Annotated in this window: 12 protein-coding genes and 1 pseudogene; 3 read left to right on the forward strand and 10 right to left on the reverse strand. The window is 58.4% G+C overall.

Features of this window, described 5'->3' with window-relative positions; genetic code table 11:
• Position 1 precedes the first annotated feature (1 nt).
• Together mgtA and IB212_RS02505 are read left to right on the forward strand one after the other, a co-directional pair.
• Complete coding sequence (gene mgtA, locus IB212_RS02500; protein ID WP_041911446.1) at positions 2-2710, forward strand: magnesium-translocating P-type ATPase; 2709 nt, start codon at positions 2-4, stop codon at positions 2708-2710.
• Positions 2711-2888: 178 nt separating this feature from the next.
• Positions 2889-5273 carry a beta-N-acetylhexosaminidase gene (locus IB212_RS02505; protein WP_188246047.1) on the forward strand — a complete coding sequence of 795 codons (2385 nt, stop codon included), beginning with the start codon at positions 2889-2891 and terminating at the stop codon, positions 5271-5273.
• A gap of 83 nt (positions 5274-5356) precedes the next feature.
• On the opposite strand, the gene gbpA is transcribed toward IB212_RS02505, so the two are convergent.
• From gbpA to IB212_RS02530, 5 genes are all read right to left on the reverse strand, one after another.
• On the reverse strand, positions 5357-6808 hold the full coding sequence (gene gbpA, locus IB212_RS02510; RefSeq protein ID WP_041911444.1) for an N-acetylglucosamine-binding protein GbpA: 1452 nt from the start codon (positions 6806-6808) through the stop codon (positions 5357-5359).
• A gap of 137 nt (positions 6809-6945) precedes the next feature.
• On the reverse strand, positions 6946-7332 hold the full coding sequence (gene ridA, locus IB212_RS02515) for a 2-iminobutanoate/2-iminopropanoate deaminase (RefSeq protein ID WP_003863373.1): 387 nt from the start codon (positions 7330-7332) through the stop codon (positions 6946-6948).
• A gap of 73 nt (positions 7333-7405) precedes the next feature.
• Positions 7406-7867, reverse strand: a complete 462-nt coding sequence (gene pyrI, locus IB212_RS02520) for an aspartate carbamoyltransferase regulatory subunit (RefSeq protein ID WP_010427352.1) — start codon at positions 7865-7867, stop codon at positions 7406-7408.
• A 12-nt stretch (positions 7868-7879) separates the two neighbouring features.
• A complete protein-coding gene (gene pyrB / locus IB212_RS02525; protein WP_188246046.1) occupies positions 7880-8812 on the reverse strand; it encodes an aspartate carbamoyltransferase in 933 nt (310 codons plus the stop codon).
• Positions 8813-8846: 34 nt separating this feature from the next.
• Positions 8847-8951, reverse strand: coding sequence for a pyrBI operon leader peptide (locus IB212_RS02530; protein ID WP_022646880.1), 105 nt, complete (start codon positions 8949-8951; stop codon positions 8847-8849).
• On the opposite strand from IB212_RS02530, the pseudogene IB212_RS02535 reads away from it, so the two are divergent.
• Positions 8931-9048 (forward strand): annotated as a pseudogene (locus tag IB212_RS02535) (hypothetical protein). The gene IB212_RS02530 and the pseudogene IB212_RS02535 overlap by 21 nt on opposite strands.
• Positions 9049-9051: 3 nt before the next feature.
• On the opposite strand, the gene IB212_RS02540 reads toward IB212_RS02535, so the two are convergent.
• From IB212_RS02540 to arcA, 5 genes are all read right to left on the reverse strand, one after another.
• On the reverse strand, positions 9052-9531 hold the full coding sequence (locus tag IB212_RS02540; protein ID WP_028015317.1) for an arginine repressor: 480 nt from the start codon (positions 9529-9531) through the stop codon (positions 9052-9054).
• Between the two features lie 80 nt (positions 9532-9611).
• Positions 9612-11015, reverse strand: a complete 1404-nt coding sequence (locus IB212_RS02545) for a YfcC family protein (protein WP_163332732.1) — start codon at positions 11013-11015, stop codon at positions 9612-9614.
• Between the two features lie 47 nt (positions 11016-11062).
• Positions 11063-12067: an ornithine carbamoyltransferase gene (gene argF / locus IB212_RS02550; RefSeq protein ID WP_188246045.1), complete on the reverse strand. Its 1005-nt coding sequence runs from the start codon at positions 12065-12067 to the stop codon at positions 11063-11065.
• A gap of 25 nt (positions 12068-12092) precedes the next feature.
• Positions 12093-13004: a carbamate kinase gene (gene arcC, locus IB212_RS02555; RefSeq protein WP_188246044.1), complete on the reverse strand. Its 912-nt coding sequence runs from the start codon at positions 13002-13004 to the stop codon at positions 12093-12095.
• 9 nt (positions 13005-13013) lie between these two features.
• Positions 13014-14234 carry an arginine deiminase gene (gene arcA, locus IB212_RS02560; protein WP_047367010.1) on the reverse strand — a complete coding sequence of 407 codons (1221 nt, stop codon included), beginning with the start codon at positions 14232-14234 and terminating at the stop codon, positions 13014-13016.
• Positions 14235-14743 lie beyond the last annotated feature (509 nt).

Here is a 14743-nt window from a genome sequence, read left to right on the forward strand (position 1 = left end):
TATGTTTAAAAATATCACCCGGCAGCTGCAGGCGCTGCTGAGCCGCCATCTGCCACACCGTCTTGTTCAGCGCGATCCGCTGCCCAATGCCAAAAACATGGCGGGAGCGGCGATCCCGGTGTCCCTGACCGAACGCTGCCTGAACGTGGCGGCGATGGATGAAAACGAAGTCTGGCGCGCCTTTGGCGGCCATCCGGAAGGGCTGAACGCGTCTGAAGTGGAAAAAATCCGCGCCGTGCACGGCGATAACCAGATCCCGGCGCAGAAGCCCTCTCCGTGGTGGGTGCACCTGTGGCTCTGCTACCGCAACCCGTTCAACCTGCTGCTGACCGTACTCGGCATTATCTCTTACGCGACGGAAGATCTCTTTGCCGCGGGCGTGATTGCCCTGATGGTGGGTATCTCCACGCTGCTGAACTTCATTCAGGAAGCCCGCTCCACCAAAGCGGCAGACGCCCTGAAGGCGATGGTCAGCAACACCGCGACCGTCTCGCGCGTGATTAACGACCTCGGCGAAAACGCCTGGGTGGAACTGCCTATTGACCAGCTGGTGCCGGGCGATCTGGTGAAGCTGGCGGCGGGAGACATGATCCCGGCGGATTTACGCATCATCCAGGCGCGGGATCTGTTCGTGGCGCAGGCCTCCCTGACCGGCGAGTCCCTGCCCGTTGAGAAGGTATCGCGCAGCCGCGACCCGCAGCAGATGAACCCGCTCGAGTGCGACACCCTGTGCTTTATGGGCACCACGGTGGTCAGCGGTACCGCGCAGGCGATTGTCACCGCCACCGGCGGCAACACCTGGTTTGGACAGCTTGCCGGGCGCGTCAGCGAGCAGGAGAGCGAGCCGAATGCGTTCCAGAAAGGGATTGGCCGCGTCAGCATGCTGCTGATCCGCTTTATGATGGTCATGACGCCGATTGTCCTGCTGATCAACGGCTACACCAAGGGCGACTGGTGGGAGGCGGCGCTGTTTGCGCTCTCCGTGGCCGTCGGCCTGACCCCGGAAATGCTGCCGATGATCGTTACCTCCACGCTGGCGCGCGGGGCGGTCAAACTCTCTAAACAAAAGGTGATCGTCAAACACCTCGACGCCATCCAGAACTTTGGCGCGATGGATATTCTCTGCACCGATAAAACCGGCACCCTGACGCAGGATAAAATCGTGCTGGAGAACCACACCGACATCGCCGGTAAAACCAGCGAGCGCGTGCTCCACAGCGCGTGGCTGAACAGCCACTACCAGACCGGGCTGAAAAACCTGCTCGACGTGGCGGTGCTGGAAGGCGTGGACGAGGAGGCCGCCCGTACGCTCTCCGGCCGCTGGCAGAAGGTGGACGAAATCCCGTTCGACTTCGAGCGCCGCCGCATGTCGGTGGTGGTCAGCGAGCAGCCGGACGTGCACCAGCTGATCTGCAAAGGCGCGCTGCAGGAGATCCTGAACGTCTCCACGCAGGTGCGCCATAACGGGGAGATCGTGCCGCTGGACGACACCATGCTGCGCCGCATCAAGCGCGTCACCGACAACCTGAACCGTCAGGGGCTGCGCGTGGTGGCGGTGGCGAGCAAATTCCTGCCCGCGCGGGAGGGGGACTATCAACGTATCGACGAATCCGATTTGATCCTCGAGGGTTACATCGCATTTCTCGATCCGCCGAAAGAGACCACCGCACCGGCGCTGAAGGCGCTGAAGGCGAGCGGCATCACCGTCAAAATTCTCACCGGTGACAGCGAGCTGGTGGCGGCCAAAGTGTGCCACGAAGTGGGGCTGGACGCGGGCGACGTGGTGGTGGGGAGCGACATTGAGCACCTCTCCGACGACGAACTGGCGCAGCTTGCCCAGCGCACGACGCTGTTTGCCCGCCTGACGCCGATGCACAAAGAGCGCATTGTGACGCTGCTGCGTCGTGAAGGGCACGTGGTGGGCTTTATGGGCGACGGCATCAACGATGCGCCCGCGCTGCGTGCGGCGGACATTGGCATCTCCGTGGACGGCGCTGTGGATATCGCCCGTGAAGCGGCGGATATCATCCTGCTGGAAAAGAGCCTGATGGTGCTGGAGGAGGGCGTCATCGAAGGGCGTCGCACCTTCGCCAACATGCTTAAATACATCAAAATGACCGCCAGCTCCAATTTCGGTAACGTCTTCAGCGTGCTGGTGGCGAGCGCGTTTCTGCCGTTCCTGCCGATGCTGCCGCTGCACCTGCTGATCCAGAACCTGATGTACGATGTCTCTCAGGTAGCGATCCCGTTTGATAACGTTGACGACGAGCAGATCCAGAAGCCGCAGCGCTGGAACCCCGCCGATCTGGGCCGCTTCATGCTGTTCTTTGGGCCGATCAGCTCCATCTTCGACATTCTGACCTTCTGCCTGATGTGGTTTGTGTTCCACGCCAACACCCCGGAACACCAGACGCTGTTCCAGTCCGGCTGGTTCGTGGTAGGTCTGCTGTCCCAGACGCTGATTGTGCACATGATCCGCACGCGCCGCATTCCGTTCATCCAGAGCCGTGCCGCGTGGCCGCTGATTGTGATGACGGGCATTGTGATGGCGCTGGGTATCGCGCTGCCGTTCTCACCGCTGGCAGGTTACCTCCAGCTGCAGGCACTGCCGCTGAGCTACTTCCCGTGGCTGGTGGCGATCCTCGCGGGTTATATGGTGCTGACGCAGATGGTGAAAGGATTCTATGCGCGTCGATATGGGTGGCAGTAAGCTCATTTTGCCACAATCCAAACGTAGGCCGGGTAAGGCGAAGCCGCCACCCGGCATCTGGCTTTCCTCCCAAATTCAACAACCTGTGATCTCCGTCGGCGCATTCGCTTGACGACAATTTGTACGCATGTTAACAGAATGTTTTGCCTGTATTTGGCCCGTCAGATAAGGAACATTCATGTTACGGTACAGTCTCTTAACCGCCGGGCTTATGCTCGGCGCCTCCGCTTTTGCCGCGCCGGCAGGCGACCTTCCCCTGATGCCCTGGCCTGCGAAGGTTGAACGCCCGACGACGCAGGGCGTGCTGGTGCTTAACAATCAACTCTCCGTGAGCGTCAGCGGCGACGATCTGGGGGATGCGGTCAACCGCCTGCGCCAGCGCATAGCGCTGCAAACCGGCTGGACGCTACAGCCACAGGCCGAAAAACCTGACAAGCCGACCATCCGTATCGCCATCGCTAAAAAGGTGAAGCCGCAGCCGCTGCCGGACAGCGATGAGAGCTACAAACTCACGGTGGATGCCAACGGCGTGAACATCTCCGCTAACACCCGCTTTGGCGCATTGCGCGCAATGGAAACCTTGCTCCAGCTGATGCAGAACGGTGCCGAAAACACTTCGATTCCGTGGGTTACCATCGAAGATTCGCCGCGCTTCCCGTGGCGCGGGCTGCTGCTCGATTCGGCGCGCCATTTCATCCCGTTACCCGATATCAAACGCCAGATCGACGGTATGGCCGCGGCCAAGCTCAACGTCCTGCACTGGCATCTGACTGACGATCAGGGCTGGCGCTTTACCTCGAAGCGTTATCCAAAATTAACCCAGCTTGCCAGCGACGGGCTGTTCTACACCCCTGAGCAGATGCGCGAGATTGTGCGTTACGCTGCCGAACGCGGCATACGCGTGGTGCCGGAAATCGATATGCCGGGCCACGCCTCAGCGATTGCCGTCGCCTATCCAGAACTGATAAGCGCGCCGGGGCCGTACGCTATGGAGCGCCACTGGGGCGTGCTGAAGCCGGTGCTGGATCCCACCAAAGAGGCGACCTACACCTTTGCCGACGCGATGGTCAGCGAACTGGCGGCGATCTTCCCCGATCCGTATCTGCATATTGGCGGCGATGAGGTGGACGACAGCCAGTGGAAGGCAAACGCGGCGATCCAGAGATTTATGCGCGACAACAAACTGGCGGACAGCCACGCGCTGCAGGCGTATTTCAACCGCAAACTGGAGACGATCCTTGAGAAGCACCACCGGCAGATGGTCGGCTGGGATGAGATCTACCATCCCGATCTGCCGAAAAGCATTCTGATCCAGTCCTGGCAGGGACAGGACGCGCTGGGGCAGGTGGCGCAGAACGGCTATAAGGGCATTCTCTCAACCGGCTTCTACCTCGACCAGCCCCAGTCCACCGCCTATCACTACCGCAACGAAATCGTGCCGCAGGGGCTGAGTGGCGTGGACGTGATAGCGGACACCGACAGCGCCCAGAGCTGGGCTTTCTCCATGCCGCGCCTGAAGGGCAAGCCGGTGGAAGGCAGCTTTACGCTGGTGAAAGGCGACGCCGGGTGGCGCGGATTTATTGATTTTGCCGGGAAATCGCGTCGGGCGGTGAATAACATTCAGTGGCGCGACGACAACCAGGTGACCTTTACCGTCGACACCTGGATGGGTGAAACGCGCCCGGTGGTCAACGTTGATAACGACAAACTCACCGGCTATTTCCTGGTGGGAAACACCCGCTACCCGATTAGCGGCGCGCGTCTGGACGACGTGCCGAAAGGTACCCCTCCGGTCGTGCCGGACGTGACGAATCAGGCCAACCTGCTCGGCGGCGAAGCCGCGCTGTGGGCGGAAAACGTGGTCGCGCCGGTGCTGGACATCCGCCTGTGGCCGCGCGCCTTTGCGGTGGCGGAGCGGCTGTGGTCCGCGCAGGACGTCAATGACGTCGATAACATGTATACCCGCCTGCAGGCGATGGACAGCTGGTCGACGGTGTCCGTCGGGCTGCAGCAGCATACCCAGCAGCAGGTGCAGTTCACGCGCCTCGCTAACAATGCCGACACCCTGCCGCTGCAAATCCTCGCTCAGGCGCTCGAGCCGGCCCAGTATTACACCCGCCAGCACCTGAAGTTCCAGGCCGGAAACTACCATCAGTTTGAGCCGCTTAACAGACTTGCAGATGCGTTGAACGCCGAAAGCGCCACCGTGCGCCAGATGCACAAGTGGGCGGACCGCCTGGTGAGCGACGCGGAAGACACGGAGAGCGCCGAGGCGCTGCGCCACGTCTTTAACCGCTGGCAGAACAACACCAGCGACGTGCTGGCCTTGAGCGAAAACAGCTATCAGCTGAAGGCCATTAAGCCGGTCATTCTGGAGGTGGATAAGCTGGCCCCGATTGGCCTGAGGCTGACGGATCTGGTGGCGCGTCAGGGGACGCTGGACGACAAAGAGATCGCGTCGATCCAGAGCGAGCTGGACAGCGCGGCGAAGGTGCAGGATGAGGTGGTGATTGCGGCGGTCTATCCGCTGGAGACGCTGCTACGCGCCACGCGAAATCAGTAACACGCATGCCCGGTGGCGCTGCGCTTGCCGGGCCTACGTGGTGTAGGCCCGGCAAACGAAGTGCCGCCGGGCATAAAGGCCACTCAGTTCTTCAGAACCCACGCCTCTTTCCAGTGTGCGCCAACGCCTGGCTCATACTGGTTTGCGGTTGGGCTGTACTGCACGCAGAAGCCGCTGTACGGGAATGGCTTACATTCGTAGGTCTTACCGTCTCTAGGCTGAAGCACCACGGTACCTGCCTTGTACGACGCGATATTGTCCGGGAAGGTAAAGTCGTGGTGGCCGGTGCTATCCGCAGCGGCATCGCCTTCCAGCATCAGGTTCAGGACGTCCTGCGCGAACAGGGTGCCGTCTTTATTGGTCGCGTAGTATTTCAGCATGTGGTGGCCGGCGGTCACGTCGGTCAGGGTCATAGTGACGTCCTGATTGCTGTTGTTCATGTCCTGCTTCAGGTAGCCTTTTTCCGCACCGTGGTGGTTCATCACGTGTGCTTCAAAATTCACGTCACCCTGCGTATTCACGTGGAAGGTCACGGTCGCGTTGCCATGTTCGATTTTGCTGTATTGCAGATCTGTTACGGCGATGGTTTCGCTCACCTGCGCTTTTTGCTCTTCATAAGAGATAGCAACGGACTGCAGCGTGCTGCCGTCTTTCACGAATACGCTGTTGGCGCCGTGAACCGGGCTGATGTCACCGGCTTCATCCTTCACGCCGACGCGCACGTCGTGCTGCGCGGTGTTGATCTTCTGCGCCAGATCCCAGGACCACTGGTTAGCGTCGCCTTGTTCAGCAGAGCCGATGGTCATCTCGGTGCGCATGGCGGTCACTTCGCCGTGGGCGTCGAAGAAGCGTGCGATAACTTTATCGCCCACGTTCAGGTTATTACCGGCAATCTGGCCGCTCAGGGTTTTGCTCCACTCGGACACAACCGCAGGCGTTTCGTCCGGGGTAACGTTGCCGCCATTCCCGAAATCAACGTCGATAGCCTGATAGAAGCTGTTTGTGGTATCTGCAATTTCCCATACGCCGTAAATTACCTGATAGCCTGTGCGTTCAGGAACATTACAGGTCATGGATTTAGTTACGGCTGGCGCCTGGCTATTTCCGTTAATTGTACAGAACGGGGTTAATTCAAACTGATCGCGAGTTAGCGGCTTATTTGGGTCCCAGTTTTGTTTGGTAATGTAATAACGCCAGTTGGTGGTTTTGTGCGGCGCAGTATGGTGCCAGACAAATTCATGCGGGCCCGCGGTCATCGGGTTTTTAGCCCACGCATTCAGGCTCTGCTTATCCAGCTGAGAATATTGAGAGATACCCGCGCTGGCGAGGTGTCCGTCTGCTGGCTCTGCCCCGGTCGGGAAGCCGGAGGTTTTCTCTACGCTCTGCGGTTCATACTGTACGGAGCCGCAATCAATATTTTGACCCAGCTTACACATATAGGCGCGGCTGGCAGGAGATTCGATATATCCGTGTGCAAGTGCTGAAGACGCCACCGTTAATGTGGTCACGGCCAGCGCAATTTTAGAAAGTTTCATTCTTCGTCCATTAATTAGAATATAACAAGGCAGCGCCAGTCTATTAATGGACAGCACACGACGTCATGGAATACCGGGAGTAAAAATGGTCGAAATAAAAAAGGCAGCCTCAGCTGCCCTCTAAAAATGGAAATGAATTAACGACGTACGGCAATCGCTTCAATTTCAATTTTCACGTCTTTTGGCAGACGCGCCACTTCCACGCAGGAGCGCGCCGGGAAGGTGGCGTTATGCTCGGTGAAGAACGCTTCGTAGGTAGCGTTAACGGTTGCGAAATCGTTCAGATCTTTCACGAACACGGTGGTTTTCACGATATCGCCCACTTTCAGGCCGGCAGATTCAACGATAGCCTGCACGTTCTCCAGCGACTGACGCGCCTGCGCCGCCACGTCGGCCGGTACTTCACCGGTTTTCGGGTTTACCGGGATCTGGCCCGAAGTGATGATCATGCTGCCCAGATCAACGCCCTGAACGTACGGGCCGATAGCCGCTGGTGCATTTTCCGTCGCGAGTACTTTGCTCATTTTTTCTCCAGAATTACAGCGTTAAGAATGTTCCCGGCCATTATAACAGCCGGGATTTCATTACCAACCTCAATTAGTTGGCCAGCACCACATAATGGGAAAACTCTTTTTCGCAGTATTTGCATTTGAGCGCGATGTCGTTGGCGCGCTTTTTCACTGCAAAGCTGGAGGAAACCGGCTCGGCATGGCTGATGCAGTTGCTGTTCGGGCAGACCAGCACGCTTTCGATGCGCTCCGGCAGGCTCGGGCGGGATTTGCCCACCACGTCGTAATCGTCGATGCGGTTAACCGTGGCGTCCGGCGCGTACAGCGACAGCTGGTTGACCTGCTCGTCGGTCAGGAAGGTGTTCTCGATCTTGATCAGATCTTTACGGCCCATTTCGCCGGACGGCAGGTTCAGGCCGATGGTAATGCGCTGGTCGGTTTCGGTCAGTTTGAACAGCGTCAGCAGCTTAAAGCCCACCTGCGCAGGGATGTGGTCAATCACGGTGCCACGCTTGATGGCTTCAACCTGGAGTTTGTTATCGTGTGTCATGGTCGTCTCCCCTTACAGAGCTAATTCGCGATTCAGAACCAGTGCCAGTAACGCCTGGCGAGCGAAGATGCCGTTCCCGGCCTGCTGGAAGTACCAGGCGTGCGGCGTTTTATCCACGTCGGTGGCAATCTCATCGATGCGCGGCAGCGGGTGCAGCACCTTCATGTTGTCGCGTGCGCCGTCGAGATCGCTGGCGCGCAGCACGAACTTCGCCTTCACGTTGGCGTATTCGGACGGATCCAGACGCTCTTTCTGCACGCGGGTCATATAGAGAATATCCACGTTGCCCACCACCTCTTCGATGCTGGCGTGCAGGCTCCACGTAATGCCTTTCTCGTCCAGCATGTCGAGGATGTACTGCGGCATCGCCAGCGCGTCCGGGGCGATGAAGAAGAAGCGGTTGCCGCTAAATTTCGCCAGCGCCTGGGTCAGGGAGTGGACGGTGCGGCCGTACTTCAGGTCGCCGACCATGGAGATGTTCAGATTTTCAAGCGTGCCCTGGGTCTCCTGAATGGTGAACAGGTCCAGCAGGGTTTGCGTCGGATGCTGGTTGGCGCCGTCACCGGCGTTCAGCACCGGAATGCCGCCGGAAAACTCGGTCGCCAGACGCGCCGCGCCCTCCTGTGGGTGGCGCATCACAATCGCGTCCACATAGGTGCTGATCACTGAAATGGTATCCGCCAGGGTTTCGCCTTTTTTGCCCAGCGACGTGTTGCTGCTGTCCGAGAAGCCCACCACGCTCGCGCCCAGGCGGTGCATGGAGGTTTCAAAGGAGAGGCGGGTGCGCGTCGAGGCTTCAAAGAAACAGCTCGCGATCACCTTGTGCTTCAGCAGCTCCGGCTGCGGATTGGCCTTCAGTTTTGCCGCGGTTTCCAGAACCAGTTCCAGCTCTTCGCGGCTGAGGTCGTTTATGGAAATGATGTGTTTTTGATAAAGCGGATTCATGTTTATCTCCTGACGCCGGGCAAAAAAAAGCCCCTCAAATGAGGGGCTCTGGGAATAGGTTTAGCAACGGGAAGAAAAACGGCAGGCCAGCGTCTGATTTCAGACGCGGTAAGACGTTATGTCGTACACGCTTGACCATGCTTCCTCCCGGCAAATTGTCGGGCATTATACGCAGCTCGTTTTTGGGATCAAGCGATTTAATGCACGCTTTACTCAATGCAAACGGTTCTTTATGAATATTAATGCATTCTGAGTAAATAATTAATTTGCTTGTGCACCAGCGCGGTACGCTTCACCACCCGGGGAGCGACCCAGACGATACTGCTTCCCGCCACCACGCCTAAAATTTCCGGTAACTGGTGATAATCCAGAATACGCGCCACCGCGCGGCCATATCCGGCAACGGTATGAATAAGGATAAATTCGCTGTTGTGCTCCACGCTCACCACCATTTCGGAGACGGTACGCGCGGCGTCGGGGGCAGGGCGCAGCTGGGGATTCAGCGAATAAATCTTTAGCCCTTTGGCATTGCGAATTTTTATGACGCCAAGCAGCTTGAGCAGACGTGAAACGGTGGACTGGCTGATGGTCTCAAAACCCCGCTCCTGCAAGTCGCGGCGGATCTCTTCCTGAGAGAGATAGCTCTTTTCCGCGATCAGACGCTGGCAGACCGTTAGCTGTAGTTGCTCTTTGGGAGAGTACTCTTCGTAATCCATCATAGTTCCCATATCAGTTCCCGAAATAACCGGTGGCACCGCACCGATCCGTAGGCCGGATGAGCGCAGCGCCATCCGGCAAATCACAACAACGCGCCCAGGCTTAACGCCACCATAATCACCACCGTCAAAATCCCCAGCAGCGGCGCGACCCATTTCAGATAACGCACGTAGGGCACGCGGGCGATAGCCAGCCCGCCCATCACGACGGCAGAGGTGGGGGTGATAAGGTTAACGATGCCGGACGCCGACTGGTAAGCCGTAACCACCAGGTCGCGGTTGACGTTAGCGAAATCGGCAAGGGGCGCCATGATCGGCATCGTCAGAACGGCCAGGCCGGACGAAGAAGGCACAAGAAACGACAGCACCACCTCCAGCCAGTACATCACGTTAATGAACGCCACCGTCGACAATCCGGTGACCAGCCCTTCCGCGCTGTGCAAAATGGTGTGGGTAATCATGCCCTTATCCATAATCACTACAATACCGCGCGCGATGCCGATAATCAGCGCGACGCCCAGCAAATCTCGCGCGCCGTTGATAAACGTCGACGTCAGCTCCTCTTCGCTCATGCGGGCGATAAGCCCAACGATAATGGCGCTGGCGAGGAACACCGCCGAGATCTCCGCCATCCACCAGCCCAGCACCGCCACGCCGTAGATCATCACCGCGAAGGCGAGGGCGAAAATCACCAGGATGAGTTTGCGCACCGGGGTAAATTCCAGCGACTGCTCGCCCTTGTTGCCGAGGAAGTGGGCGAAGTTCTCCTCCTGTTTATCCGCCACGATCGACAGCGACGGATCTTTGCGCACCTTACGGGCATAGCGCATCACCCACGCTACGCAGATGATCCAGCCGATGACCAGCAGCGCGATGCGCAGCATGATCCCATTGGTGAAGGGGATCCCGGCGGCGTTAGCGGCGATCACCGTCGCGAACGGGTTAATAGTAGAGCCGAGCGTGCCGATCCCCGCCCCGAGCAGTACGGTGGACGCGGCAACCACCGGATCGAACCGCGCCGCCAGCATCACCGGCACCAGTAAGGTATAGAAGGGCAGCGACTCTTCGGCCATGCCGTAAATCGTGCCGCCTGCGGCAAACAGCGCCATCAGGATCGGGATCATCCACTCTTCGCGCCCGCGCAGCTTAGTGGTGACGCGCTCGATCCCGGCGTCAATCGCTCCGGTTTTGGTGACGATCCCGAGAAATCCCCCGATGATCAGGATAAACAGCGCGACGTCGATCGCCCCGGCCTGGCCGGATTCCGGATCGTACAGTCCGGCAATCGGGGCCATCAGCACCGACACCAGCCCCTGCGGGTGCGATGCCACGTGCGCATAGGTGCCGGCAACCGGCACCTCTTTGCCGAGCGCCTCGTTCATCGCCATATGGTACTGCCCGGCCGGAACAATCCACGTCAGCACGGCAACCACGGCAATCAGAAAAAAGAGAATGGTGTAAGCGGAGGGAAACTTGAACTTGCCCATGATGTTCTCCTGAAACCCGGCGCACCCCGCGGCGCGCCGGGTGGTGATTAGTCGCCGAGTGTCGCCACCATGACCGCCTTAATGGTGTGCATGCGGTTTTCTGCTTCGTCAAAGACGATGGAGTTCGGTGATTCAAAGACCTCTTCCGTCACCTCCAGCCCCTTCAGGCCGTACGCCATCTCGATCTCGCGGCCCACTTTAGTGTGCTCGTTGTGGAACGCGGGCAGGCAGTGCATGAACTTGACGTTCGGGTTGCCGGTGGCCTTCATCACGTCCGCGTTGATTTGATACGGCTTCATCAGGCTGACGCGCTCGGCCCAGGCCTCCTTCGGCTCGCCCATGGAGACCCACACGTCGGTGTAGAGAAAATCGGTGCCCTGCACGCCTTCTTCCACGTCGTCGGTGAGGGTGATGCGTGCGCCCGTTTCTTTGGCGATGGCGCGGCACTGCTCAACCAGCCCGGCTTCCGGCCAGAAGGATTTCGGTGCCACGAGGCGGATATCCATCCCCATCTTGGCCGCGCCGACCATCAGGGAGTTGCCCATGTTATTCCGCGCGTCGCCCAGGTAGGCAAAGCTCAGCTCCGGCAGCGTTTTTCCCGGGGAGTGCTCCAGCATGGTCATCAGATCCGCGAGGATTTGCGTCGGGTGGAACTCGTCGGTCAGGCCGTTCCACACCGGCACGCCCGCGTATTCTCCGAGCTCCTCGACGATGGCCTGGCCGTAGCCGCGGTATTCGATGCCGTCATACATGCGGCCCAGCACGCGGGCGGTGTCTTTCATCGACTCTTTATGGCCGATCTGCGACCCGCTTGGGCCGAGGTAGGTGACCTGCGCGCCCTGGTCAAACGCGCCCACTTCGAAAGCGCAGCGGGTGCGGGTGGAGGTTTTTTCAAAGATCAGGGCGATGTTTTTCCCGATCAGGGTCTGCTTTTCGCGCCCGGCTTTTTTGGCCGCCTTCAGCTCGATGGCGAGGTCGATCAGGTACTGAATTTCCGCCGGGGTGTAGTCCAGCAGTTTGAGGAAGTTGCGGTTTTTCAGGTTGATGGTCATGGGTAAATCCTTTTTAAATGAGTGATCAGTTACGAATCAGCGTGCCTTTCTCGCCCGCCAGGATCTCCGCGCCGTCGGCCAGCGCGCCGATCCCGGCAATGCCGTTGCAGGCCTCAACAAATTCGCGGCAGGCGGCCACTTTCGGCCCCATCGATCCGGCGTCGAACGGCATGTCTTTAAGCAGTTCCGGCGTCACCTGCGCCAGCGGACGCTGGGTCGGCTTGCCCCAGTCGAGGTACACCGCGTCGGCATCGGTGAGGATCAGCAGGGCGTCGGCCTCGATCTGGCGCGCCAGCAGGGCGGCGGAGAGGTCTTTGTCGATCACCGCCTCAACGCCGCGATAGCCGTTGGCGTTTTCCACTACCGGCACGCCGCCGCCGCCGTTGCAGATGACCAGGTGGTCACGCTGGATCAGCGCCGTGATGGCGTCGCTCTCAACGATGCGTTTGGGCTGCGGAGAGGGCACCACGCGGCGGAAATAGGTGCCGTCGGCCCTGAACGTCCAGCCTTTTTCTGCGGCCAGCGCTTTCGCCTGCGCTTCGCTGTACACCGGACCGATGTACTTGGTCGGGTTGCTAAAGGCCGGATCGGCGGCGTCCACTTCCACCTGGGTGAGCAGGACGCTCACCTCACGCTGAGGCAGGCTGTTTTTCAGCGCCTGCTGGAGCATGTAGCCGATCATCCCCTGGCTTTCCGCGCCGAGAACGTCCAGCGGGTAGGGCGTCACTTTGTCGTAGGCGCTGTTTTGCAGCGCCAGCAGCCCGACCTGCGGCCCGTTGCCGTGCACCAGCACCACGCGCCACTGCGCCGTTAAGCCGGCGATGGTGCGGGCGGCCTGCTCGATGTTCTGGCGCTGGATCTCCGCTTCTAAAGGTTCGCCGCGCTTGAGCAGCGCGTTGCCGCCAAGGGCCACAACCAGAGTGGGTTTTCGTTCCATGATGGCTCCTTAAATTCCGTCGCGTTCCAGTGGGCAGCTCATGCAGCGCGCGCCGCCGCGACCGCGTCCCAGCTCGTCTCCGGGGATCGGCAGCACGGTAATGCCCGCTTTGTCGTACTTCTCGTTGGTCCAGACGTTACGCTCGTAGCCGATCACCACGCCCGGGCGAATGGTCAGAACGTTGTTGGCGTCGTTCCACTGCTCGCGTTCGGCTTCAAAGGCGTCGCCGCCGGTGGTGATCAGGCGGACCTGGTTAATGCCGAGGGCTTTCTCGATGGCGTGCAGCAGGTCGGTTTCTTGGGTGCGCAGCAGGCCGCCGCGTCCGTCCGGGGTGAGCGTCCAGCACTGGGCGTCTTTACGCACCACTTCCGGGTAGACGGAGAAGGTATCCACGTCGATGTGGGTCATCACCGTGTCGAGGTGCATGCAGGAGCGGTGTTTTGGCAGCTCAACGGCGATCACGCGCTCGGCCTGACGGTGTTTAAACAGGCTGTTGGCGAGGAACTCCACGCCCTGCGGGGTCGTGCGCTCGGACATGCCGATCAATACCGACCCGCGGCCAATCACCAGTACGTCGCCGCCTTCTAAGGTGGCGTGGTCGTAATTAATATTCTCGTCGCCGAAATACTTAATAAAATCGCCGTCGGCAAATGCCGGATGCCAGCGATATATCGCGCGCAGATTATTGGTTTCACGCTGGCGGGCGGGTTTCGCCATTGGGTTAATGGACACGCCGTTATAAATCCAGCAGGAGGTATCGCGGGTAAATAAATGGTTCGGCAGCGGCTTCATAATAAAATCATTCGCCGTGTGAGTATCCACTACCATATTTTTAATGGCTGCCGGAATTTCGCCGTAGGTTAATCCCCCGCTTAATCGCCGCGCCAGTTCGCGGTGCGGCATATCCGCCAGCCAGCCGCGCACGTCGCCGGCAAAGGTTGGCCCGAGGCGATAATCGGAGATTTGCGTTTCGAGAAGCCAGGCTTTCGCTTCTGCGATATCAAGGGTTTGCGTGAGCAGGTCGGTCAACAGCAGGACTTCCACACCCTGCTCGCGCAACGTGTTTGCGAAGATGTCATGCTCCTCACCCGCCCGTTCAACCGACAGTACATCATCAAATAACAGCTCCTGACAGTTTGAGGGCGTTAACCGCTTCAGACTTAAATTAGGGCGGTGCAGCATAACGCTACGCAATTGACCAATTTCAGAACCGACATAATGCTTTTCCATAATTATTCCTTTAACTGTTTTTCAGAATAAAAAGGGCATGCGCCATGTGGTGTGTTTAATTACATGGCGGCTTAGCTCAATTGATTTCGTGATTTATAGTAGGCAGTTAAATAATCCGTAATGTGATATTGCTCACGCGAAAATGGATATTAATGAGTTTGTTTTCATTTGCATGATTCGCATCAGATAATGATTAATTTCATATTATTGGGAGTTGAATAGCTAAGCAGGATTCGGTGGCATTATTTGAGGTTGTTATTATTTTGTGGATATTAATCTTTTGAAATAAGTTGTTATGTGTCTGATTTTAAATGATAAAAATCATATGCAAGAATGGCTATGCAAATAACGTAATTAACTATTTTTGACTTAAGAAAAATCAATAAATAATTATGGTTTTTTAGAGCAAATTATCAAAACAGTAAAGTGTGAGGCGGCAACGGGTTTTGTTAATTAGAGAGCATGATCAAGAGGTTAGAACAGCCGTGCGATAAGCGCGGATCGAGGTT

It is taken from the genome of Enterobacter sp. E12 (assembly GCF_014596715.2).
Classification (GTDB): Bacteria; Pseudomonadota; Gammaproteobacteria; order Enterobacterales; family Enterobacteriaceae; genus Enterobacter; species Enterobacter bugandensis.